The 23717-nt window shown below is 44.9% G+C and carries 21 protein-coding genes and 2 pseudogenes; 7 read left to right on the top strand and 16 right to left on the bottom strand.

Features of this window, described 5'->3' with window-relative positions:
* Positions 1 to 21 precede the first annotated feature (21 nt).
* The 6 genes from AC0IYG_RS12635 to AC0IYG_RS12610 form a co-directional block, all read right to left on the bottom strand.
* Complete coding sequence (locus AC0IYG_RS12635; protein ID WP_471711421.1) at positions 22 to 3006, bottom strand: glycoside hydrolase family 3 N-terminal domain-containing protein; 2985 nt, start codon at positions 3004 to 3006, stop codon at positions 22 to 24.
* A 93-nt stretch (positions 3007 to 3099) separates the two neighbouring features.
* On the bottom strand, positions 3100 to 4242 hold the full coding sequence (gene chrA, locus AC0IYG_RS12630) for a chromate efflux transporter (RefSeq protein ID WP_471711420.1): 1143 nt from the start codon (positions 4240 to 4242) through the stop codon (positions 3100 to 3102).
* A 57-nt stretch (positions 4243 to 4299) separates the two neighbouring features.
* The gene (locus tag AC0IYG_RS12625; protein WP_471711419.1) at positions 4300 to 5256 is read right to left on the bottom strand and encodes an isopenicillin N synthase family dioxygenase; all 957 of its coding nucleotides are present in this window, start codon (positions 5254 to 5256) and stop codon (positions 4300 to 4302) included.
* Between the two features lie 176 nt (positions 5257 to 5432).
* Complete coding sequence (locus tag AC0IYG_RS12620) at positions 5433 to 6290, bottom strand: sugar phosphate isomerase/epimerase family protein (protein WP_471711418.1); 858 nt, start codon at positions 6288 to 6290, stop codon at positions 5433 to 5435.
* 46 nt (positions 6291 to 6336) lie between these two features.
* Positions 6337 to 7713, bottom strand: coding sequence for a M16 family metallopeptidase (locus AC0IYG_RS12615; protein ID WP_471711417.1), 1377 nt, complete (start codon positions 7711 to 7713; stop codon positions 6337 to 6339).
* 41 nt (positions 7714 to 7754) lie between these two features.
* The gene (locus AC0IYG_RS12610) at positions 7755 to 9074 is read right to left on the bottom strand and encodes a M16 family metallopeptidase (protein ID WP_471711416.1); all 1320 of its coding nucleotides are present in this window, start codon (positions 9072 to 9074) and stop codon (positions 7755 to 7757) included.
* Between the two features lie 96 nt (positions 9075 to 9170).
* Here AC0IYG_RS12610 and AC0IYG_RS12605 point away from each other — a divergent pair, with 96 nt between their 5' ends.
* Positions 9171 to 9545 (top strand): endonuclease/exonuclease/phosphatase family protein, encoded by a 375-nt coding sequence (locus tag AC0IYG_RS12605; protein WP_471711415.1) that lies wholly within the window; start codon positions 9171 to 9173, stop codon positions 9543 to 9545.
* Positions 9539 to 9970, top strand: coding sequence for an endonuclease/exonuclease/phosphatase family protein (locus AC0IYG_RS12600; RefSeq protein ID WP_471711414.1), 432 nt, complete (start codon positions 9539 to 9541; stop codon positions 9968 to 9970). Before AC0IYG_RS12605 ends, AC0IYG_RS12600 begins: the two co-directional genes overlap by 7 nt.
* On the opposite strand, the gene AC0IYG_RS12595 is transcribed toward AC0IYG_RS12600, so the two are convergent.
* Positions 9938 to 11677 carry a VRR-NUC domain-containing protein gene (locus AC0IYG_RS12595; RefSeq protein WP_471711413.1) on the bottom strand — a complete coding sequence of 580 codons (1740 nt, stop codon included), beginning with the start codon at positions 11675 to 11677 and terminating at the stop codon, positions 9938 to 9940. The two genes, AC0IYG_RS12600 and AC0IYG_RS12595, sit on opposite strands and share 33 nt — an antisense overlap.
* 267 nt (positions 11678 to 11944) lie before the next feature.
* Between AC0IYG_RS12595 and AC0IYG_RS12590 the strand changes: the two genes are divergently transcribed.
* Complete coding sequence (locus AC0IYG_RS12590; protein WP_471711412.1) at positions 11945 to 13135, top strand: phosphoglycerate kinase; 1191 nt, start codon at positions 11945 to 11947, stop codon at positions 13133 to 13135.
* A gap of 129 nt (positions 13136 to 13264) precedes the next feature.
* On the opposite strand, the gene AC0IYG_RS12585 is transcribed toward AC0IYG_RS12590, so the two are convergent.
* Positions 13265 to 15721: a TonB-dependent receptor gene (locus AC0IYG_RS12585; RefSeq protein WP_471711411.1), complete on the bottom strand. Its 2457-nt coding sequence runs from the start codon at positions 15719 to 15721 to the stop codon at positions 13265 to 13267.
* A gap of 291 nt (positions 15722 to 16012) precedes the next feature.
* The gene (locus AC0IYG_RS12580) at positions 16013 to 16204 is read right to left on the bottom strand and encodes a cold-shock protein (RefSeq protein WP_026628253.1); all 192 of its coding nucleotides are present in this window, start codon (positions 16202 to 16204) and stop codon (positions 16013 to 16015) included.
* Between the two features lie 179 nt (positions 16205 to 16383).
* Between AC0IYG_RS12580 and guaA the strand changes: the two genes are divergently transcribed.
* The 3 genes and pseudogenes from guaA (at position 16384) to AC0IYG_RS12565 (ending at position 17914) form a co-directional block, all read left to right on the top strand.
* Positions 16384 to 17019 (top strand): glutamine-hydrolyzing GMP synthase, encoded by a 636-nt coding sequence (gene guaA, locus AC0IYG_RS12575; RefSeq protein WP_471711410.1) that lies wholly within the window; start codon positions 16384 to 16386, stop codon positions 17017 to 17019.
* 17 nt (positions 17020 to 17036) lie between these two features.
* Positions 17037 to 17468, top strand: coding sequence for a hypothetical protein (locus AC0IYG_RS12570; protein ID WP_471711409.1), 432 nt, complete (start codon positions 17037 to 17039; stop codon positions 17466 to 17468).
* A 216-nt stretch (positions 17469 to 17684) separates the two neighbouring features.
* Positions 17685 to 17914, top strand: a pseudogene (locus tag AC0IYG_RS12565) (GMP synthase (glutamine-hydrolyzing)).
* A 55-nt stretch (positions 17915 to 17969) separates the two neighbouring features.
* Here AC0IYG_RS12565 and AC0IYG_RS12560 read toward each other — a convergent pair.
* Positions 17970 to 18134 carry a DUF1328 family protein gene (locus AC0IYG_RS12560; protein ID WP_026628251.1) on the bottom strand — a complete coding sequence of 55 codons (165 nt, stop codon included), beginning with the start codon at positions 18132 to 18134 and terminating at the stop codon, positions 17970 to 17972.
* A 458-nt stretch (positions 18135 to 18592) separates the two neighbouring features.
* Here AC0IYG_RS12560 and AC0IYG_RS12555 point away from each other — a divergent pair, with 458 nt between their 5' ends.
* The gene (locus AC0IYG_RS12555; protein WP_471711408.1) at positions 18593 to 20155 is read left to right on the top strand and encodes a M1 family metallopeptidase; all 1563 of its coding nucleotides are present in this window, start codon (positions 18593 to 18595) and stop codon (positions 20153 to 20155) included.
* Between the two features lie 113 nt (positions 20156 to 20268).
* On the opposite strand, the gene AC0IYG_RS12550 is transcribed toward AC0IYG_RS12555, so the two are convergent.
* The 6 genes and pseudogenes from AC0IYG_RS12550 to AC0IYG_RS12525 all read right to left on the bottom strand — a co-directional run bounded on the left by AC0IYG_RS12550 (position 20269) and on the right by AC0IYG_RS12525 (position 23686).
* Positions 20269 to 20964: a DUF5686 family protein gene (locus AC0IYG_RS12550; RefSeq protein ID WP_471711407.1), complete on the bottom strand. Its 696-nt coding sequence runs from the start codon at positions 20962 to 20964 to the stop codon at positions 20269 to 20271.
* Positions 20925 to 21911: a DUF5686 family protein gene (locus AC0IYG_RS12545; RefSeq protein ID WP_471711406.1), complete on the bottom strand. Its 987-nt coding sequence runs from the start codon at positions 21909 to 21911 to the stop codon at positions 20925 to 20927. Before AC0IYG_RS12545 ends, AC0IYG_RS12550 begins: the two co-directional genes overlap by 40 nt.
* 44 nt (positions 21912 to 21955) lie before the next feature.
* Entirely contained in the window at positions 21956 to 22312 is a 357-nt protein-coding gene (locus tag AC0IYG_RS12540) for a DUF5686 family protein (RefSeq protein WP_471711572.1), read from the bottom strand.
* Positions 22309 to 22626, bottom strand: coding sequence for a hypothetical protein (locus AC0IYG_RS12535; protein ID WP_471711405.1), 318 nt, complete (start codon positions 22624 to 22626; stop codon positions 22309 to 22311). Before AC0IYG_RS12535 ends, AC0IYG_RS12540 begins: the two co-directional genes overlap by 4 nt.
* Entirely contained in the window at positions 22583 to 22840 is a 258-nt protein-coding gene (locus AC0IYG_RS12530; protein WP_471711404.1) for a carboxypeptidase-like regulatory domain-containing protein, read from the bottom strand. The genes AC0IYG_RS12535 and AC0IYG_RS12530 overlap by 44 nt, the downstream gene beginning before the upstream one ends.
* Positions 22841 to 23003: 163 nt before the next feature.
* Positions 23004 to 23686 (bottom strand): annotated as a pseudogene (locus AC0IYG_RS12525) (DsbA family oxidoreductase).
* Between the last annotated feature and the right edge of the window lie 31 nt (positions 23687 to 23717).

Raw genomic sequence — 23717 nt, 5'->3', positions numbered from 1 at the left:
GTCCGGCCGTTGCAACCGGGCTTACTTTTTCAACAATTCCTGATAAACAACGTCCATGATCGCCGTGCGGATATTGAGCTGGGAAATCTTATTATTTTCCCTGGTCGGATAAACACGGTTGGACAAAAACACATAATTCAGCTTCCAAGCCGGGTCAGCCCAGGTCATAATGCCCGTGTAACCTGTGTGTCCAAAACTCGATGGACTCGCATATTTTGGAGCATTTCCCGAATATTTGAAAGTGGGTTTGTCAAAACCAACGCCCCGGCGGCTGCCCATTTCCGGATATTGATAACGCGTGAATTCAATCAATGCATCTTTGCTCAAAAGTTGCTGACCGCCATAATAACCCTGTTGCAGATACATTTGCCAAACTTTCATCACATCATTTGCATCACCAAACAAACCGGCGTGTCCGCTCAAACCGCCCAGCATAGCAGCGGCTTCATCGTGAACCTGTCCGTGCAACTGCGTCATCCGGAAAAACGTGTCACGCTCGGTTTCAACGATTTCATTCAGTTTGTAAAAACGTTTTGGATTGAATGTCAATGTGTTTGCCCCGAGCTTATGGTAATAATGGTTTTTCAGATAATCCTCGAAATTTTCACCGGAAAGCGTTTTCACGATCTGCGGATAAAGAATGAACGAAAGATCGCTGTATACATAACCTTCTTTTTCATTTAACGGTGAATCGCGGATGGCTTCGAAAATCTTCTTGTCGTAATTTTTGAAGATAAAAAGGCTGTCGCCCACAACGGAAGTCGGATATCTTTTCGACTGTTTTGTGCTGAAAGTCTTCTTTTTCCACGATCCGTCCGCATTCTGCGCTTCTTTCCAAAGCACGATAAATGCTTTTAAACGGGCGCTGTGTGTCAAAACGCGGCGCCATTGCAAATCGGCCTTGTTTGAATTCTTGAAATCGGGCAGATAATCTTTCATTGTTGCGTCCAGATCAAACTTTTTCTGATCCCAGAGGCTCATTAGTGCCAGTGTTGAGGCTGTGATTTTGGTTACGGAAGCCAGATCGTAAAGGTCCGTCAGTTTCACATTTGCATTTCCCTCGTAAGTGTGTTTTCCATAAGCTTTCCGGAAAAAGACTTTGCCGTCTTTCGCAAGCTGAACCACGCAGCCAGGAGTTGCTTTTTGTGTAAGCGCAACATTAGCAATTGAATCAATCTTAAATGTAATGATCTCTGAATCAAGTCCCAATTCTTCCGGAATCGTGTATTTTAACCGCCCGATTGCTGGCGTTTCTATGCCTGCATTATATGGGAATTGCGCATTAACAGTGACCGGCAGCTTCCCCTGAGCAGGAATGGCGCCAAAAATCAGCTGTGCCGAAAGATCCTGTGTGTAAGGTGTTAATTGATAAGCCATTAGCAATGCTTTCGCATTTTCCGGCTTCTGCATTTTGTTTAAAGCATAAGGATTTCCAAAAACAGAAACAACTGCTTTGTTAGAAGCGATTAACTCCTGCAAAACAGCATTCATTTGCTCAGTAAAGCCATAATTGGTGCGCGGCGAAATGCTTCCCAAGTGAACGCCGACCAATAACAGATTGTATGCTTTCAACTTCTCCCGCAGGTCCGCAATCTGCGTTTCGGTCGCTTTGGCTGGAATGTAAAAATGTTCTACCGTTGTGTACAAGCCGAGTGTTTTCTGGAATGTGGTGATGGTGTCGGCACCAAGGGAAACAGACGCGATTTTCAATGTGTCCAGCTCCCTTAATGGCAGCAGATTGTTGTCATTTTTCAAAACCGTTAATGCTTTTTCGGTCAAAAGGCGGTTTGTCAGCTCCGCAGATTTTGGGTTCAGATCTTTGTAGAGATTGTTCAGATCGACCGGCTTATAATGATTCAGACCAGCCCATGCTTTGGCTTGCAGCACTTTTTTGCAGCGTGCATCAATTTCTGCCTGCGTGATTTTTCCTTCCGCAATGCTCTTTTTGATCTCGGCAATGGATTTGGAAACGTCTTCTGTGAATTCGAGCAAGTCCATTCCTGCCTCTAAGCCCATTGCGTCCGCTTTTCCATTCGGGAAATATTTGGTGACGCCTTTCATGTTCATCGCGTCAGAATAAATCAGACCGTCAAATCCGAGCTGTTTCCTGAGCAAATCCGAGACAATTGGTTTGGATAATGTGGAAGGCAGATTTGGTGTTTTATCCAAAGCAGGAATGCTCAAATGTGCGATCATCATGCCGCTTATTCCGTTGGCGATCAATGCTTTGAAAGGATAAAGTTCCAGGGAATCGATCCGGGTTGTGTTGTGCGAGATTAACGGAAGGTCATAATGCGAATCCACGCCCGTGTCACCGTGTCCGGGAAAGTGTTTTGCGCTGGTTAGCAAGCCGTTATCCTGCATTCCTTTCATGTAAGCCACGGCTTTGTCGGCCACTTTGTATTTATTTTCCCCAAATGAGCGGAAGCTGATAACGGGATTATCTGGATTATTATTAACGTCGGCAACCGGGGCAAAATTAATGTGCATGCCAAGTCTCCGCGCTTGTTTGGCAAGTTGCGCGCCCATTTCGTAAATCAGGTCATTACTGCCCTGGATCGCGCCTAATGTCATTTGGTAAGGATAGCGCACGGTGCTGTCGATCCGCATGGCCAGTCCAAATTCTGCATCCATGGCAATCAGCAAAGGCACTTTTGAAATCGATTGATAATAATTGGTCAGTTGGGCCTGGGGAACGGGTCCGCCCTGAAAAAACACAATCCCACCCACTTTATTTTCCCGGATCAATTTTTCAACAACCGCCGGATTGCTCGTTTTTGGGTCAATAACCGCCCTTTTTACATCGGAAACAGCCGCAACCATAATCAGCTGCGCAATGCGTTCGTCAGGCGTAAGCGTCGCAAAAACCGAATCAACCCACTGCCTCGACTCACGAACCTGACTTTGGTTCAAAAAAGCAGGAGCCGCCGCGATCTGGGCTTGGGAAACAGTGTGACAAATTGTTAGTAGGAAAAGGGGAATTAGTAGAAAGGTGAAATTTTTCATGAATTGGGGACATAATAGGAATCAGTTTCCAAAGTTTGGAAAAGCAATTGACTAATCCAATGGAAACTATCTCACTAAGGAAACATCTGGCTTTCAAAAAACCAACCCCAACACCAATCCTGCCAGAATAATGACGTAGGATGGGATTTTGGCGAAGGTTAGCAGGAGGATGGTGCAGATGACGGTGACCAGGGGTTGCCAGTTGTTCATCATCGGTTGGAAAAGGGAGATGGCGGCGGCGATCGTGAGGCCGCAGCTGGCGGCGTGAATGCCTTCCAGCGACGCGCGGATTCCTCTGTATTTTTTGAGCTGATCCCAAAATGGATAGGCAAAAAAGATGAAGAATGTTCCGGGTAGGAAAATCCCGGCTGTTGCTACGAACCCGCCAATTATTTGCCCGGTAATGCCTTCTGATTGCAGCGAAATGCTTCCGACGAATGTGGCAATCGAGAAAACAGGTCCGGGGACAACTTGCGTCAGCGCCATTCCGGCCAGAAATTCCTGATCAGTTAGATAATGCTTGAATTCTACAAACTCATTATAAAGGATGGGAATCAGCACTTGTCCGCCTCCAAAAACCAGGCTGCCATTTCGGTAAAAGTTTTCAAAAAGTCGCACAGGAAGCGAATTGGTCACCTTTCCCACAACGGCGGCAACGATCAAAACGGAAATCCAGAAAATAATTGGCCTCCATAAGATCCGGATCGGCCCTTTTTCCATGACCTCATGTTTCTTGAAATTCAATGATGCTGCAATGCCGCCCGTGATAATGAGCACCGGCGTCATGTAGGGCGACGGATATAAGTAGGCCAGGATTGTAGAAATGACCAAAAGTGACCAACCCTGGGTGTTATGGATCACTTTGCGGGCAATGGACGAGGCGCCGTACATTAAGAATGCGACCGCCATGGGCCCGACAAATTTGGTAAACTGCAAAGAAATCGAATGCCGTTCCAGATAATGAATGCCGATTGCAGCCATCGTCATCAGGATCATTGCAGGCAATGACCACACGATCAATGTAAGATAAGCAAGCGGCTGTCCACCAATTTTTAACCCGATGGCCGTGACTGTTTGCGTAGAACTTGGCCCTGGCAAAACCGAGCATAAGGCCTGCAATTCGAGTAATTCTTCTTCTGTAATGTATCGCCGCTTCTGCACCAGTCGCTCTATCATCATCATTAAATGCACTTGCGGACCTCCAAATGCGGTTACTGACAACAAGAGGATGTCCATCAAATAAATGATGTAACGAAATCGGCGGATAGGAGGGTGGGCCAAGTTTGTTGCCGGTTATTTTTTTAAACCGAGTTCTCTTAATCTTTCGTCTAAAAATTCGCCGGCCGTCATGTCGGTGTACAACTTTGGATATTCCTGCGACACGCAACTTTCAAGGCTGGTCAGGTTCATATCGGCACGCGGATGCATGAAAAACGGAATGGAATAGCGGGAAGTGCCCATTTTTTCGCGTGGCGGGTTCACGACCCTGTGAATGGTCGACTTCAACTTATGGTTTGTAAGCCGGTCCAGCATATCGCCTACATTCACGACGATCTGATCGGGAAGCGCGGTGATCGCAATCCATTGTCCGTCGCGGCGAAGCACTTCAAGTCCTTCGGCGCTGGCACCCATTAATAATGTGATGAGGTTAATGTCGCCATGAGCCGCCGCACGCACAGCGCCTTCGGGCACGAGTTCGGGATTTGGGATTGGGAAATAATGTAATGCACGGAGCAGGCTGTCGCCGTTTTTAACTTTGTCTTCAAAATAATCTTCCGGCAAATGCAAGTAAATGGCAATGGCCCGCAGCAACATTTTGCCTGCGTTTTCAAATGTGTTGTAAACTTCCAAAGTGTATTTTCTGAAATCGGGAAGCTCTTCCGGGAAAACATTGGAAGGCATATTTCCAATTGGGTCGGGCTGACCGACATGGTAAAATTCTTTCAAATCGGCCACTTTGAAGCCTTTTGCCGTTTCTTTTCCTTTTCCTATATAGCCACGCTGCCCGAACAATTCCGGGAATTCATATTTCCGCTTAATGTCGTCGGGCAAGGCAAAAAACTGCTTTACGATTTCATATAATTCGTTGCGAAGCGTGTCGCTAAGCCCGTGATTTTTGATTGCAACAAATCCAATGTTGGTAAATGCCTCACCCAAATCAGCCACAAACTGCTTTTTCTGCTCCGCATTTCCAGAGGTGAAATCGGCCAAATCCAGCGAAGGGACTTGATTTAACAATGCTGGTTCCATAAAATACTTTTTTGTTGCAAAGTATAAAACTATCTGCAGACTTACCAAGTGGAGATTTGCCGATCTTGATTGGAGGAAAGATTTGTGCCGGTAAGTCCAAAAAGCAGTGAGCGGCAGTTGAAAGGCGTATAAACGCTCTTCGACTGCCGCTCACGGTCACATTCTTCGCTAGTTTTTTATTCCTTAATTCCCTTAATGTAAGCGATCGTCTGAGGAATCTGCTTCAAATAAGATGGACTTTCGTCTTCAATGAAGTAATGTTTGATCCCAACTTTTTTCGCCGCTTTTAATGTTGCAGGAATGTCGATTGAACCTGTTCCGAGTGCCACATCATTCGTGGTCGGTGTGCCGCCGGAAAGGTTGCCTACAACCCCTTTTTTAAGGTCTTTTAAGTGCATTAACTTCCAGCGCGTCGGATATTTCAGCAGCAACTTTGCCGGATCCTGACCTGGAAATGCAGTCCAAAGCACGTCCATTTCGAAGTTTACATATTCAGGATTTGTGTTTTTAACAATGTAGTCAAACAATGTGCCGTCTTCATAAGGCTCGAATTCGTAGCCGTGGTTGTGGTAAGTCAGCTCAATGCCAGCCGCTTTCAGCTCTTTTCCAGCTTTATTGAAGTCAGCAACTGCTTTTTTAGCCGTTTCAAGATCGAATTTGCCTTTATGAGGAATCCAGGCGACCATGACATATTTGGCACCCAAAACTTTGGCATCTTTAATGGTCTGCTCGCTGCTTTCGGCAAGTTTGTTATAATCCGCGCCGATGGAAACCATTTTAATGCCGCGTTTGTCAAGCTGCTTGCGCAACTCGTCGGTCGTCATGCCTTTGATCGGGCCGCCTTCCATTTCGGTGATGCCCAATGACTTAATGGTGTCCAATGTTGCTTCAATCCCCTTGTCCCAGCTCCCGCGGAATGTGTATGCCTGCAAACCAATCGGGTTTGTGTACACGGGTTTGCCTTGTGCATGCACCGCGTCCTGGCTCATAAAGGCTGCGGCTGCGAAGAGGCATGTTTTTAACAGTTTGTTCATTTGTTTGATCGTTTTTATTTAAAAAGTAAGCACCGCTCCGGTTATACTAAAACCCGTCCGCCTTGATCTGCTTTTCGGTCAGCTCGCCGTATTTCTTGACCGATTCCCTGATTTCATCGGCTTTCCCCACCATAACGAATTGCAGCTTGTCTTTCGGGAAATAAGTTTCGATTATTTCTTTGGTCTTCGCAGTTGTTAGGCCGTCGACTTTCGCTTGAAATGTGTTGATAAAACTTTCATCGAAGTTGTACACGTGCATATCCGTGAGCAGTCTTGCCAATGCGCCTGCGGACTCATATGCGGGTGGAAAACTGCCTTTTACGTATGCTTTGGCTGATTTCAGTATTTCATCATTGATCCCTGTTTTATGCAAACTATCCAAAACATGCAATGCCATATCCACGGCGGGAACGGTCGTTGAATTTTTAGTAAATGTGCTGATCGAGAATGTTCCCGCGAATTTGTAACGGTTAAAACTGCTTCTCGCACCATAAGTAAGGCCTGAGTTGACGCGCAACGCATCATTCAGCCAGGATGTAAAGCGGCCGCCGAGAATGGTGTTTACAACCAAAACCGGCACATAATCGGCTGAATTGTAATCGATTCCCTTTCCTGCGATAAGGAATGTTGTTTCTCTTGCATCGGGTTTATCAACCAATAACACGCGGCTTTTTTCAAATTCCAGATTGGGCGCTATGCGTTTTACCATACGGTAAGGCGCAGTTTTCCAGGAACCGAACATGGCGGTCACTTTTTTCTTCATATCCGCCGTTTTGAAGTCTCCTACAATGGCAATTGCACCCAGTCCCGATGTATAATTGCTTTCGTAAAATGCCTTTGCATCGGTTGGGGATAGCTTTTCAATGGATGCGGGCGTGCCGCCGGTGGGTGTTGCGTAAGGAAAATCTCTAAACATGAATGCATTCATGTAAGCGTTGATAACCGCGCGTGGGCTTTCTTTTTCTCTGATCAGTTCCTGAGTGAGTCGTTGCTTATGCTTGTCAAATTCTGTTTTATCAAAAACCGGATGCATTATCACCTGCTGAATGATGTCGAAAAGCTTTTCCTGATCTTTGGTCGCAAAAGAGGAAGTCAGCCCCGCCAGATCTTTGGCTGCGTAAGTGCTAATACTCGCGCCTACAAAGTCGGTCATTTCTTCGATTTGCGGTTTCGTATATTTTTCAGTGCCAAAAAGTAGTGCGTCAGCGGTGAGTCCTGCAAGTCCGTAACGCTCGCCGTCGTTGATGGAACCTGCGTCAAAAACTGCCGAAACATTGATTAGCGGCACTTCATGCTGTTCCATCAGGTAAATGGTCAAGCCGTTTTTGAGCTTGAATTTTTCAAATGGCGGCACTTTAAAGTTGTTTTGTGCCGAGGCCGAAAGCGTGAGCAGCGCCAGGAACACAAATAGTATCTTTTTCATATTGTTCAAATTATGATGAATGTCCGTGTGAAGGGTTTTGATTATTTGGATTTCTCGGGAAGCAGATAACCGACAGTCCGGTTGCGCTCGGTGAAATATTTTGCTGCAACGCGTTTAATGTCCTCAACGATCACTTTTTTATACAAATCCGGCGCTTCGAACATTTTTTTATAATCCCCAAAAAACACGTCATAACTGCCCAGACTATTGGCTTTCCCGTTAATCGTTTCCAATGTGTGATAGAATTCCATCAGCTTCTGATTTTTTACTTTTTGAAGTTCTTCGTCCTTTACGCCGTCTTTAATTATCATATCAATCTGATTATCAATCGCTTTTTCCAGATCCGGTGCCGAAACATTATTTCCTGCAATGGCATAAATGATAAAAAGGCTTGGATCAAAACTTTGGTCGGTGAAGCTGGAAACATTGGTCGCAATGGTCGAATCCATCACCAGCGACTTGGTCAGGCGCGAAGAGTTGCCGGAAGTGAGCAGGCTGCTCAGCAAATCGAGCGCGTAATAGTCGGCATGGCTCGTTTCTGGCACGTGATAGGCCATTAAAATGTTTGGCGAAGCAATGTCTTTATAAGTTGTAACCCTTCTTTCACCATTCTGCTGCGGCTCAACGGTCCTGATCTTTGGCGGCAAACCTCTCGCTGGAATAGGCGCCATATATTGATCAGCCAGCTTTTTCACCTGCTCCAAAGTCACATCACCCACCACAACAACCGTGGCGTTATTGGGCGAATAATAGGTTTTGAAATAGTTTTCCAAATCCTCCTGCGTCCAGCTCTTAATGTCCGATTCAAAACCAATTACGGGGAACATATATGGATGCTCCTGAAATGCAACAGACTGCACAAGCTCGCCTATGAGCCTGTAATTGCTGTTCTCCAATCCCGTGCTGCGCTCGGAAAGCACGACGCCGCGTTCGCTTTCCACCATTTTCGGGTCAATGGAAAGGCTGGCAATGCGATCGGATTCGAGCTTGAAAATGGGTTCTAATGCGTCTTTTTGAAACCAGTCGGTGTAAACGGTCACGTTTTCCGTGGTGTAGGCGTTGTTGGAGCCGCCGTTGGCTTCCATAAAACGGTCAAATTCCTTCGGGCCGAAGTTTTTGGAACCGTTGAACATCATGTGCTCAAAGAAATGCGAAAGTCCCGTGATGCCGTGCACTTCATTGCGCGAGCCCACTTTCCAGAACAGATACATGTTCGCATTGGGGATGGACTTGTCTTCCAGGACCAGAAATTTCATCCCGTTAGCCAATGTGAAGGTTTTCACATCTTCCGGTTTGGTCTGCGCAAAAGATGTCCCGAAACCGCCCATCAGCGCCGCGGTCAGCAGTATTTTCTTTATCATTTGATTAAGCTTCGTTAATTGATGTGTAATGATAGCAAACGGATTTAAATCTATCCACTACTTTTGAGCTTCAATGTCCTAATCCTTTAATTCTTTATGAAAAATAGCTTTTTTACTCTGCTTATCGTGCTTTCGGTGGGCGTTTTTGCAAATGCAGCCGACCTCGGTAAACCTGCTAAAAAATATCGTTTCAAGGTGATGACCTACAATATTCATCATTGCAACCCGCCGTCTGCCGGAGATAAAATTGATGTGGAAGCGATTGCAAAGGTTATTAATGCCGAGAAACCCGATTTTGTGGCATTGCAGGAAGTGGATGTGAATACCGAACGTTCAGGAAAAGGTAAAAACCAGGCGCAGCAACTAGCAGCATTAACGGGAATGAAATTCTATTTTTCCAAAGCCATTGACCACCAGGGCGGCGATTATGGCGTTGCCGTTTTGAGTAAATTTGTGATTGAAGATTGGTAAGATACGCACTGCCGATCCACGCCGACAAGCCCGAAGAAAACCGGACGGTTGCGGCCATCACCGTTACATTGCCTAACAAGCAAAAGATCATTTTCGCCAGCACGCATTTGGGCCTAAAAGAGCCTAACCGCCTTTTGCAAGCAGAAAGGATCATGGAAAAGTTTGGAAAAACAACATTACCGATGATCCTGGCAGGCGACTTCAATGCCGTTCCGGAAAGTCCCGTAATCGCTTATTTTGACAAATATTTCACCAGATCCTGCTCAGAATGCAAGCCAACGATCCCGGTTGAAATGCCTAATAAAACGATCGACTTCATTATGCATAAGCAAGGAAGCAAACTTAAATCATCTGATACAAAGGTGATTGATGAAAAATACGCTTCGGATCATTTACCCGTTATCGCCAGTTTCGAGATCGACTGAGATGTCATCTTTCAGCCATTTCACACGCACAATGCGGCTTTGCACATTGTGTTCTTTAAAGAAATGCTGCCAATGTAACTGCCTGGATGACAGGTGATCCGTTGGGGATTTGATTTCTATAAAAGCATATTCCGTTTCATTCCAAACCAGTAAGTCGGGAAAGCCGCGCGTGTTTTCCCGCAGGTTTAATGCTATTTCCATCATCACCAAATGGATCTGCTCGGGGCTTAGCAAGGAAATTAAAACCAGCACTTTCTCCAAAGCGCCTTCATACCATGGCACGAGGACGTTGGTGATGCCGTATTTTTCCATGTAAGTCTGCGTCACAAGCTCCTCGATAATCTCTTTGGAATGTGCCGCTTTCAGTCTTTCTTTTAACTGATCTGCCCTTTTGTAATAAAAATCAGGAAGAAAAAAATCGGTGGGAACGCGTTGCAGCGGATTGTGAATGGTCTGCACATTGGTGTCATAAATCGCATCCCAAAAAAGCAGTCCGAACAATGTGCGCCAAGGCTCATTTTCGCTGAAAAATGCCTGGTAACCGCGTTCTCTGTAATAATGAATGGCACCCAATTCAACCTGATAGCGATACATGATCGGCACTTCAATGGCCTCCGCTGCCTTTAATGCTTGCGTTGTGCGCTTGATGATCCGCGTTTTTTTGTTTTTGATCCTTTCATAAAAATCCATGCTGAAATAGCGCTCGTCTGCATTTTGCGGATTTTCTGCAATCTCCTCGCAAAGCGCCAGGGCTTCATCGATTTCACCCAGGTTATACAGCAGCCGCACACGCCGTTCACGCGCCGGGGCATCGTTGGTAAGCTGGTAAATGCTCAATGCCTGCGAAAGCATTTTCTTCCGTTCGAGCCACGCGCTTACTCTGAGAATGAATGCATTGAAGGATGGAATGGCCTTTGGACTCAGGCTCGTTCCGCTGCCCGTGTGCCAGTTCATGAACCAATCGAAAATCTCTTCCGGCGGCAGATCCGTTTTGAGGTCGTCGAAAGTTTCCTTCATCAGCGACACCATTAATGTGTCGTCCACATCCTTTCGGGTCTCAAACTGGATCGCTAAATGTTGTTCGTCAAACGAGTTGAAGCGCACGTGGCCCAAATCGCGGATAACGAATTCGGTCATATCCGCATTTCTGTTCCCGAAAAACAGAAATTTCATCACCATCACTTCGGCTTCGTACGACACTTTTACCACCGGTTCGTGCTCCGTAATGATCTCGCAAAGTGTTTTGAAATCATATTCATACATCAGCCAGCGCACCAGATCGGGCTTTTTGATGCTTTTGGAAGGCATAATGTCCGGACTCAGGATCTTTGTGAAAAGCAAATGTTCAGGCTTCGTGAAAAGCTCCATAATCTCCGAAAAGCGCACTTCATGCGCGTCGCAAAGTGACTCTATGAAATGCTTTTCGAAAAGCTCATTCAACACGGCTTTAATGTCGCTGATCTCCGGGTAGGAGAGCCTGTTGACCCTGAAAAAAGACTTGCTGCGGTTGCTGAAACGGATAAAAAGGCATTGCGCATCTTCGGAAAGGGAGTCGTAATCATTGAGAAAACGCAGCTCATTTTCGTTCAGCACATGCGCATAACGCTTCCTGACAAATTCCAGGACATAGCCGAAATACTCGTGGTAATATTTGGGTGGAAGATCCGTCGGAAACTCGACATTCTGCACATAAGGATTCGGAAGCACTTCGATAAAAACGGAATGTTGATGATTTACTTAAAGATAAAGTTACCAAATTAAAGGTTTTAGGCGGGCAAAAACAGCAGACTTTTTCTGTGACAAAACGATTGGGAAGACAGAAATAAAAATTTGGCCTTTTAAACTTATTATTGAAAAATTGACAGTAAAAATTGCATTATACCTATTACAAATGCTGCAAATTCTTAATTTCATAGTATATAATAAAGAAATTGGATTACATTTGCTGCCTATGGAAAACAATTTTACCTGCCCATGACAACATTAGATTCGTATGATTTTTCAGGCAAAAAAGCCTTAGTCCGCGTGGATTTCAACGTCCCGCTTAATGACAAGTTTGAGATCACGGATGACACCCGGATCAAAGCTACAATCCCGACTATCAGCAAGATTCTTAACGATGGAGGCGCCGTTATCCTAATGTCGCACTTGGGACGCCCGAAAGATGGACCAACTGAAAAGTATTCGCTGAAACACCTGGTTAACCCTTTGTCACTTATTCTTGGCAAAACGGTAAAATTCGCTGACGACTGCATTGGCGCTAGTGCAACGGAACTCGCAGCATCGTTGAACCCAGGCGAAGTTTTGTTATTAGAAAACTTGCGTTTTTATAAAGAAGAAGAAAAAGGCGACGAGGCTTTTGCAGAAAAGCTTTCGAAATTGGGCGATGTGTGGGTTATGGATGCATTCGGAACTGCTCACCGCGCACACGCTTCAACGGCTGTGATCGGCAAATTTTTCAAAGACAAAGTTTGCGGTTATGTAATGCAGGCTGAGCTTGATAATGCGGAAAGACTTTTGGAACATTCTGAAAGACCATTCACAGCAATTATGGGCGGCGCCAAAATCTCGGATAAAATTTTGATCATCGAGCGACTGATTGACACGGTGGATAACCTGATCATTGGTGGCGGAATGTCTTACACATTCTCAAAAGCGCAAGGTGGCAACATCGGAAAATCGCTTTTGGAGGCTGATAAACAAGAACTTACGCTTGAATTGGTAAAAAAGGCAAAGGAAAAAGGCGTTAACCTAATTCTGCCTGTCGATTCGGTTATTGCAGACAAGTTCAGCAATGATGCCGAGCGCAAGGTCGTTGCGGCTGGCGAAATTCCTGACGATTGGGAAGGACTTGACATTGGTCCTGAAACGATTAAGATTTTCTCTGAAATCATCAAAAACTCAAAAACAGTTCTTTGGAATGGTCCTATGGGCGTTTTTGAATTCCCGAATTTCGCACAAGGAACCAATGCGATCGCTGAATCCGTGGTGGCGGTTACAGAAGAAAATGACGCATTCTCATTGATTGGCGGCGGCGATTCTGCTTCTGCGATCAACAATGCAGGTTATGGCGACCGCGTAAGTTATGTGTCCACCGGTGGCGGCGCGTTGCTTGAATATATGGAAGGCAAAGTGCTTCCTGGCGTTGCTGCATTGGAAGCTTAGGCTTTCGATTGATTTTTAAAACAGTTTTGTTACAAAATAAGAAAACCATCCCGCATAGCGTGGGATGGTTTTTCTGCATAACAAACCTAACTAATTTATGAACACAGGTCCGAAAACCGGAATTCCGATCTAACTTCCGCCGTTTGCACGTTTCTGAAGATCATCAGATCCCGTGTTGCGCTGGCGGGCGCCTTTTACATTTTGGTTACCAAAATTGTAAGTAAATGTAACCCTGAACTGGCGGCTCGGCCATTCAGACTTCACTTTGAAATCGATGTCCTTGTAAATCGCCGTGCCATTGAAGCGGTTGGTCCAGAAAATGTCGTTGACATTCAAACGGATCGTTCCTTTTTTGTTCAGGATGTTCTTTTGCAAACCTGCATTCAACATGCCCATCGGCTTCGCGGCATACAATCCGTAAAACGCTCTGCTATTATACCATCCGGAGAGCTCAGCGGACCATCCCTTGCCCAAAGTAAAATTATTGCTGGCATACATATTCCACGATGCTTGCTTGATTTCCAGCTGCTGATCGAGGTAAATCGAGTTATATGCGTTGTAAACTCCTGTGAAATTTGCTTGCAAATTCCACCATTTCGCAATCGGCACCGGGAACGAAACGGTTAAACTCACATTGTCCTGATTATCCAAGTTGTCCGATGTCACAAATGTTTTGTTTTCGGCAGCAATCTGCTGTGGAAGCTCGTCAGCGATCATATCCTTGATGCGGCTGTAAGCAAGCGTTGTGTTCAGGAAGTTTTTGTAAACGTGTACGAGTTGAAATGAATTCGTGTATTGTGGTTTAAGGTTCGGGTTTCCTTTCTGAAATGTATATGGGTCCAGATAAAACTCAAATGGGTTAAGCGACTGATAATTAGGGCGATCAATGCGGCGGCTGTAAGAAATGTTCAGCACATTGTTTGTGTCCAGTTGCTGCGAAAGGAAAATGCTTGGGAAAAGGTTAACATAGTTCCGGTCACGTTTCTGATTTAATGTCACAGAGTTACCGATCGAATGCGTATGCTCACCGCGGAGACCCAACTGGTAACTGAGTTTCTTAGTGATTTTTCCGTTATAGTTCACGTAAGCAGCATTCACATTTTCTGTGTATTTGAAGCGGTTGGAGCGTGTTGGATCGAGCACCCATTCATCCACTTTTGTTTCAAAAACCATGTCATTATCAGAAGCGACGAAGCTTGTTTTTAAACCGGTTTCAAACTTTCCTTTGCCCAATGGCTGTGCGTAATCCAGTTTCGCCACCGCAATGTTAATGTCAGAAGGCATATTGTTACGAACCGTTTCCCGGCTGCTGCTTTCTTCCTGGCCTTGCGGATTGAAATAGCGGGTATCCAGATTGCTTCTTTTCGACCCGCTGTAATTCACATAATCCACATCAAATGTCAGTTCCTTGCCTTTGTCATCAAATTGATGTTTCAAATTGGCATTTGCACTGACATTATTCATTGTGCCGCCGTTGAAAACATCGGTTCTGAAAGTGCGTTGCAAACTCAGATTTTCGTTTAAAATTCTTGTGTTGGTCTGTCCGAACGGGTTACTGAAGTTGTTATAAAATCCTGAAACCAAAACCCCTACCGTTGTTTTTTCTGTAACAAAGTAATCGACACCGGCACGGACGTTGTAATATTGAGATTTGTTTGTCCGCTCCGTTTTTTGGTCAAAAATGGTCACCTTGTCTTCGAACGGGATTCTTCTGTAAATGTCGTTATTGTTGAAACCTTTGTTCAAAAATGCGCCTCCGCTGATGAATGTGCTGAGTTTTCCGGCCCGGTGATTGATGGTTGCCGTGGCGTTGGAGCGGCCGTATTTTGCGTAAGCAGCGCCCAGGTTAAGGTTTCCGTTTGTGCCGTAATTCTTGTTGCGTTTCATCTTAATGTTGATGATCCCGGAGTTTCCTGCCGCGTCATATTTGGCAGAAGGATTGGTGATCAGCTCAATTTTTTCAATGTTATCGCTGGGCGTGTTACGCAGGAGCGTGATGAGTTCTTGTTGGGATAAAAATGTCTGTTTTCCATCAATTTGAACGATTACGCCTTCTTTACCGCGTAATTTAAGCTGCTCATTTTGCTGGTCCACAGTTACGCCCGGTGCGCGTTCCAACACTTCCAATGCCGTTGCGCCAGCGGAAACAATGCTATTTTCAACATTGACAACCGTGCGGTCGATTTGCTGTTCGATAAAGGGCTTTTTTGCAACGACCGTCACCTCGTTTAATGCTTGGGTGTCCGTTTTTAAGGAGATGGTTGGAAGTGTTACGGCGTCGTCATTAACTGTAAATGTTGCGCTGTAACTTTTTTGATAACCGACCATGGAAACCAGCGTCATGAATTTGCCGGCTGAAACCTGGTCGAAAAGAAACTTGCCGCTTTCGTCTGCTGCAAGCCCCTTTACTAATGTAGAATCGCTTGCCTTTAATAATAAAACGTTGACAAACGGGAAGGGCTGGGCTTTTTCATCGAGGATCACTCCGGAGACTTTCCCTTTGCCTGGGGCGCTGGAAGGCATTTGTGCCTGCACAAAAGTTCCAGCAAGTAGCAATGCTACAGTTAGGTTAAATAAAATTTTCATGGCTAATAAATTATGTTCAATGTCCGGGTTTCGGGTGCGTTAAATTCCCTTCCGGTACATTGTAAAAGTAAGTACTTTGTATAACATAGAACCTTAGATTACATAAGTGGTTTTTATGTTACACGAGCGGAATGTGTGTCTGACTTTTGAGTGATAGATACAAAGGGAGTAAACAAAGTTGCATGCAGGCACAAAAAAAGTTTAAATGGCAAAATGCTGTTTTGAATGTTAAAAGGCACAAAAAAAGCCGCTTTCGAAAAAGCGGCTTTTGCATTTTATATTAAGTCCCTATCAGGCAAGCTTAACATTAATCGCGTTAAGGCCTTTACGTCCTTCCTGAAGGTCAAAAGTAACGTCGTCGTTTTCGCGAACTTCATCAACAAGACCGGAGATGTGTACAAAATAGTCCTGTCCTGTTTCTGTGTCTTTAATAAACCCGTAACCTTTTGAGTCATTAAAGAATTTTACTGTTCCTTGATTCATATTAATTATATATTGAAAATTTACGTAAAGGTAAGGATAAGTCAGCGTTTGTACAAGATTACATTGAAAAAATTAAAATCTGACCAACTGCAAGGCACTCAACCGCTTGTCTAATGATTGAATCTGGTTTTTTGATTTGGGTCAATTGCCGTACATTTGCGTTTTAGATACGCATTTATATGACTGAACAAATTCTGATTTTAGATTTTGGTTCGCAATACACCCAGTTGATAGCACGTCGTGTTCGTGAGCTTAATGTTTATTGTGAAATCCACCCGTACAATAATTTCCCTGATCTTACTCCCAATGTCAAAGGCGTTATCCTCTCCGGAAGCCCTTGCTCGGTTCGCGACACAGAAGCACCGAGAATAGATTTGGACCAGTTCCGCAAAGTTGTTCCTGTTTTAGGTGTTTGCTATGGCGCCCAGTTAATGGCGCAGGAGCTTGGAGGAGACGTAAAGCCTTCGCAACACCGCGAATATGGCCGCGCCCGACTGGTGATTGATGACACAGATTCTTCATTGCTGGCCGGTTTGTCCGAATCGTCGCAGGTTTGGATGTCGCATGGCGATACAATTGTTCGCGCACCTGAAAACTTCCATGTGATTGCTTCGACGGAATCGGTTAAGGTTGCGGCATTTAAAATCGAGAATGAGCTTACATATGGCATTCAGTTTCACCCGGAAGTTACGCATACGACCGAGGGCAAAAAGCTGATGTATAATTTTGTAGCCAAAATTTGCGGCTGCAAGCAAGATTGGACGGCTGAATCATTTGTAGAGCGAGACAGGTTAATAATCTCCGTAAAAAGCTAGGCAATGATAAAGTTGTAATGGCGCTTTCGGGCGGCGTTGATTCTACCGTTGCTGCCACACTGGTTCACCAGGCCATTGGTTCAAATTTGTACTGCATATTCGTGGATAACGGGCTTTTGCGTAAAGACGAGTTTGCAGAAGTGCTCCATTCTTATCAGGATATGGGGTTAAATATCAAAGGCGTTGATTCCAAATCACATTTTTACCAATCATTGGACGGCTTGTCTGAGCCGGAAGCAAAACGTAAAGCGATTGGAAAATCATTTATCGACATTTTCGATCAGGAAGCGCATTTGATTGAAGATGTGAAGTGGCTGGGTCAGGGAACGATTTACCCGGACGTTATCGAGTCGGTTTCTATTAACGGGCCGTCTGCGACGATCAAGTCACACCATAATGTGGGTGGATTGCCTGATTTTATGAAATTGAAAATCGTGGAGCCGGCTTAATACATTGTTTAAAGACGAAGTAAGGGCAGTAGGGCGGACATTGGGCATTAATAAGAAGTCTTTAGGACGTCATCCTTTCCAGGTCCCGGACTTGCAATCCGTATTTTAGGAGAAATCACACCTGAAAAAGTTGCGATTCTACAAGAAGTGGATGCCATTTTTATCGGCGGACTCAGAAAATGGAATTTATATAAAGATGTATGGCAGGCTGGCGCCATGTTGCTGCCGGTTCAAAGCGTCGGCGTAATGGGCGATGAGCGCACGTATGAAAGTGTGGTTGCACTTCGCGCGGTAACTTCGGTTGACGGGATGACTGCTGACTGGGCGCATTTCCTTACGATTTCCTTGCAGAAGTTTCCAATGACATTATTAATAGAGTGAAAGGGGTCAACCGCGTTGTCTATGACATTTCGTCCAAGCCGCCGGCAACCATCGAATGGGAATAGCATAAAACGAAAAAAGCGGACATTGTCCGCTTTTTTGATATCGTTCTTGATGGCATCAGGATCGCCCGACGCCACGGCTGATAAGGCTTAATACAAATAATACCAGGAATACGAAGAATAGAATTTTAGCAATTCCAGCTGCTCCGGCGGCAATTCCGCCAAAACCAAGCACCCCGGCTATAATAGCCACGATCAGAAAAATTACGGTCCATCTAAGCATAATTGACAAAAGGTTAAAGTTCGTTAATGTGTTATGCAATCGTTTTTACCAATTATGTGCCAAATGGTTTGGAGGCCAAAAACGTTATTCTGAACAGGAATATGCTGTAAACCGGAGAAAAAAAGCCATTTCAATGGGGAGAATGATGCCCAATTTTCCGAATTTTTCCAATGATCGTTTGAATATTAGTCTCTTAACAGTCGTTGAGCTTGTAATGCAATTGTAACCCATTAACAAACAAGTCAATAGTGCAACCTAACCATTTTAAAATAGTACGAATGAAGTTTAATTTTGTCGTGTTGTTTGCTATCATTAGTTTGAATGTTTCGGCACAAAGTGATCGTTGGCAACAACGCGTAAAGTACTCAGATGGACGTCGATTTTGACGGACCAAACACCAGTATAAGGGAACCCAGAAGCTTATTTACAGCAATAATTCGCCCGATACGCTGAATAAGGTGTTTTATCATTTATATCTCAATGCATTTCAGCCGGGAAGCCAGATGGACGTTCGTTCGAGAACCATCAGCGATCCCGATCCGCGCGTAAAAGACCGCATTTCGAAACTAAGCCCCTCAGAAATTGGCTACGAAAAGGTTTTATCATTAAAACACAACGGAAAGCCGGTTAAATATGAAGTCGTTGGGACAATCCTCGAAGTAACGCTTAACGAAAACATCCTGCCCAAAACGCAGCATACATTCGAGATGACCTTCGAAGCGCAGGTTCCGATCCAGATCCGGAGAACGGGTCGCGACAACTCGGAAGGAATCGATTATTCGATGGCGCAATGGTATCCCAAAATGAGCGAGTACGACTACGAAGGATGGCATGCAAACCCTTATATAGGAAGAGAATTTTACGGAATCTGGGGTGACTTCGACGTGAAACTAACATTAGATGCGTCCTATGTGGTTGCAGCGACGGGTTATCTTCAAAATCCGGATAAGATCGGGCACGGCTATTCAACAAAAGAAGTGAAGCACAAGCCCGGCGAAAAAATCACCTGGCATTTCATCGCACCCGAAGTGCATGATTTTGTGTGGGCTGCAGACCGCGACTATCAGCATGATGTTGTGAAAGTGGATGACAATCTGGACCTTCATTTTTTCTATCAAACAGACACATTAGCGAACGTTTGGAAAGAAATGGAGCCGCTTGCTGTGCGCTGTTTCAAGATCATGAACGAGAAATTCGGTCGTTATCCTTACAAGCAATATTCGATTATCCAAGGCGGGGACGGCGGCATGGAATACGCCATGGCCACGCTTATAACGGGTCGTCAGAATCTTGGCGGTTTGGTGAGTGTAACCGTTCATGAATCCATTCACAGCTGGTTTCAGCACGTTTTGGGAACGAATGAATCCAAATATTCCTGGATGGACGAAGGCTTCACGACTTATGCGCAGAACATTGTAATGGCAGAATTATTTCCATCCAAAACGGACGCGCAACGAGGCAGTACGATCAGTTACCGCAATCTTGCCAAATCTGGAATCGAAGAGCCGCTCACGACGCACGCAGATCATTACAACACCAATCGCGCTTACAGCATTGCCAGTTATTCCAAAGGCGCTGTATTCTTAAATCAGCTCGGCTACATTATAGGAAAGCAAAAACTGGAAAGCGGCATGAAACGCTATTTTAACGAGTGGAAATTCAAACATCCGAACCCAACTGATTTGAAAAGGATCATGGAAAAAGAATCCGGGTTGGAATTGGATTGGTATTGGGAAGATTTCGTTGGAACGACCAAAACGATCGATTATAGCATTAAAGAGGTTGTTTCTAACGGAGCAAAAACGGCTGTTGTGTTAGAAAAAATCGGTCAGATGCCGATGCCTTTGGATGTTGTGGTGAGTTACAAAGATGGAAGCCAGGAAAATTTCAACATTCCACTGGAACTGATGCGCGGCGAGAAATCGGAACAATTGTATCCTAAAACCACCTATTTGAACGACTGGGGCTGGACATTTATCCAGAATACACGTCTCGATAGACCGAAACCTGGCCGACATTGAACGCATTGTCATCGATCCAAGCCAGCGAATGGCTGACGTAAATCCGGATAACAACACATATCCATCGATTTCAAAGGAATCCCCAAGATTAAGGCGGAAAAGGTTAAATAATCTTACCTGCCAAACTTAATTGAAGTCCCCACGCGCCAGCCCATCTTTACGAAGTGGCTGCCGTGGAATTGAGCGACAGCTTCAAGGCGGATCACGCGCAGAATGTTGTCGATGCCATATACAACCTCAGAATAATTGCGGATTGTCGGTGCTCTCAGATAGTGCAGCTGCACGGTTTCTGAAATGCCGGTGATCCGCAATGCTTCTATCCGGGTAAGTGCAAATCGCTGCAAAGTCCAGATGGCATGTGCCTGAAAAAACCAGGAATCTGTGCTGTAACGATAATAAGGCAGCATTCGGAACTGATCGGGTGGATAGGCATATTGGAAGAAAAATTCATTGCCCATAAAATGCCGGTAATCCGGAAAATACATTTTTTTTTCTGCTAGAAAACTTCCACCGTTGACATAATATTCCAGGTTGCTTCTGGGCCCTAGATTTAGATCTTGTCTCACTGTGCCTTGTAAAATCGAATAATCTACATCGCCTGCAACGCCAACGCCGCGCTTGTAATTCACACTGAACGCCGGTCCTTTACTTCTCAAATAGCGTTTTTCGCCATTTCTAATTAAATATCTTCGCCACGGACGGAGCGTTGCGGTTACATCCAGGATCACTGCATCGTGTTCTGGAAATCCTGTGTTGGCAAGTTCCTTATTTATCGGTCGGTTGGGCGTGTAGAATTGTATTGGCTCCAAAAGAAGATGGGTCGTGCTGTTTCCTGATTGAAAAGCTCCTTCCGATGCTCGTATTCCAGGCTCGCATTGAAACTCAGTACATCCACAATGTTGCGCAGTGAAAATTCTGCTCTTCCAAATTGCTTTTGGTAAAGCTTCATATAATTCCGGTCAAAAAACCGCGCACCGATGCTGTTTGGCAATGGCGGAATGGGGTTGTTATTATTGATCTGACTAGCCATTTCCCCGCCCGAAAGGATCAGCGTCCAGTTATTGTTTCCTACGGCCGTTTCCAGCTGACCATAAACACGTTTCCTTCCAAAGGAATAACGCACAAGCGGGCTGATTCTGTAATAGTAAGATTTCCCCCAGCGCTTTTGCCATTCCGTGATCAGATTTATCGCATTGCCTTCGACCGTGTTATAGCTGATGGACAAAATCGGGCTTTTGAAATAAAATGTCTTCCGGTCTCCAAGCGAGTAAGTGTTGCCGGTAACCAAATGCAGTGGCTTAAAAGCAACCGAATCCGGCCTCGTTTTCTCTCTGATCGAATCCCTCACAACCTTAATGCTATCCTGCAAAACGTAGCTGCTAACCTCAGATTTGGTCAAAGGAATGGGTCGCAATGCTTGCCAGTAAGTGGTGTCGCGCTTATTGGCCATCGTGTCGATCACGATCGAATCCTGCCTTACCAAGCGGTCATTGAAGCCTTGCTGCTTGTTTTCCTTTTTCTGCTCTTTCTCGTATTCTTTGGTCAGTTTTCGGAAGTTTTTGGTAGAAAATTCCTTTTGATCCTGAATCAATTTTTCCAGATCCTTTTTCCTGCTCGATCCGCCCGACGGCTTTTCTTTTTTATGGTCTACGATCACAATGTCTTCCTTCAGGCCTGGGTCAACGTCCAGCTTTTGATAAGTCAATGAAACCAGATAACAGGAATTCGCCTGCGAAACCAAGATAACTTCCGTCAATACGAAACTGCTGATTAACCGGGATCCAGACATTCTGAACCGGACTAAAAATCTGCTTTTGCTGAAATGTTCAGTCCGCTTGTTGTCGTTTGCAGATCATAACTGTGAATGGCCCAGCGATCTTCCAAAATGAAAAGGCTTCCCTTAAAAACACCCTCACCATAAGCTTTCGGAATCACCTTGATCTTATTGACCAACTGCCCCTGATCTTCAAAATAGCCTTCGTATTCAAACTTATAATAGGCAAATGCACGGGGCGAAAGGGGAGAAATTGTTCCGGCAATTTCGGGACTATACAAACTCACCAGAATGTATTCATTAGGCGAAGGAATGCTGTTATCCAGACTGTTACGTGTTGAAACGATTTTTTGGGTGTAACTCGCTGGTCGCCTGTATTTTATTTCGGCAACACTTTCGTTGAGGATCGCTTTACCTTCCTGAATGCCCTCTTTTTCAGTCTACGCTCGACCAGATAAGGGATTTTTGTTGGTAATGCAGTGCTTCTTAAGTAAACTTTGGCCGTGTAACCCCGCAATTGTAGTTGATGAAAACGTGCTTTTGCGATAGCACGGCGCATAATGCTGTAAGCGGGATCTTCTTTGCCTTTGCCAATGGTCGCTTCTTGCAGATTGAGCGCCTGCTCTTCCAGGACAATGTCTAATTCTGAAAAATCATTTCCTACCGTAACGCTTTTTGGAAATGCTTTTGAAACCAAGATATTGAAACAGGATTTCGTAGCTTCCGGGTGCGAGCGCAAATTCATAAACACCTTCTTCATTGGCCATTGTGCCATTACTCGTTCCTTTAACCGCAATTCCGGCATAGGGAAGCGCCTCGCCGTTGTTGGTCTTAATCCGTCCTTTTATTCCACCAGCATTGGATTGAATTTGGAATCCAATAAAAAGTATCAGAATTAAAAAAAGGCGCATAGAGGTGGTGGATCGTCATTTCATTGCAATAAGCACAAATTCAACGAAATTATCTGTTTCGTGTTGCTTACATCACTATATAACCGTACCAGTGCTATTATACGCAAACAAAGAAGCAGTGAACGGGTCTAGTCGCTCACTGCTTTCAATGAATTATTATATGTTAATCACATTCGCCATCAACGGAGCAATTCGCACCGTCAGCGAGTGAAACGAGGGATTGCGGGTTCGCCTTTTCCCATTCAGAAAAAGATTTTTTCCAAAGCGCCGAGGAAAGTTTCAGGCTGCTGCGCGCCGGAAACGGCATATTTGCGGTCCAGTACAAAGAAAGGAACACCGCGTGCACCCACTTGCTGCGCTTCATAAATGTCATTGCGCACCTGCTCGCTAAACTGCGTGCTTTCCAAAACAGATTTCAGTTCAACAACGTCCAGGCCGATCGCTTCGCCCAATGCGAGCAATGTGTCTTTATCAGCGGTGTTCTTGCCATCGGTAAAATAGGCCTTCAACAATTGCTCTTCAGGCATCGTCGCCCTTTCCTTTTGTTTTGGCAAATTGAACAAAACGGTGGGCATCGAAGGAATTAGCAACCACAGCCTTATCCATATTGTATTCCAAACCGACTTCAGCGGCAATGGATGTTACATGATCATTCATTTGTGCAGCATAATCCGGCGTCCAGCCTTTCACTTCGGCCAGATATTGGTTAATGCTTTTGCCAGGTTCAGTCTTCATCGCCGGGTTAAGCTGAAAGCTTTTCCACTCGATTTGAATCTTTTCTTTTTGTGGAAACTGCGCTAATGCCGTCTCAAATTTCCTTTTGCCAATGTAGCAAAATGGACACATGACATCACTCCTATATCTCAACTTTCATTAT

Source organism: Dyadobacter sp. AC419 (assembly GCF_979253085.1).
Note: the sequence above shows the minus strand (reverse complement) of the source record. Positions and strands in the feature narration are given on the sequence as shown.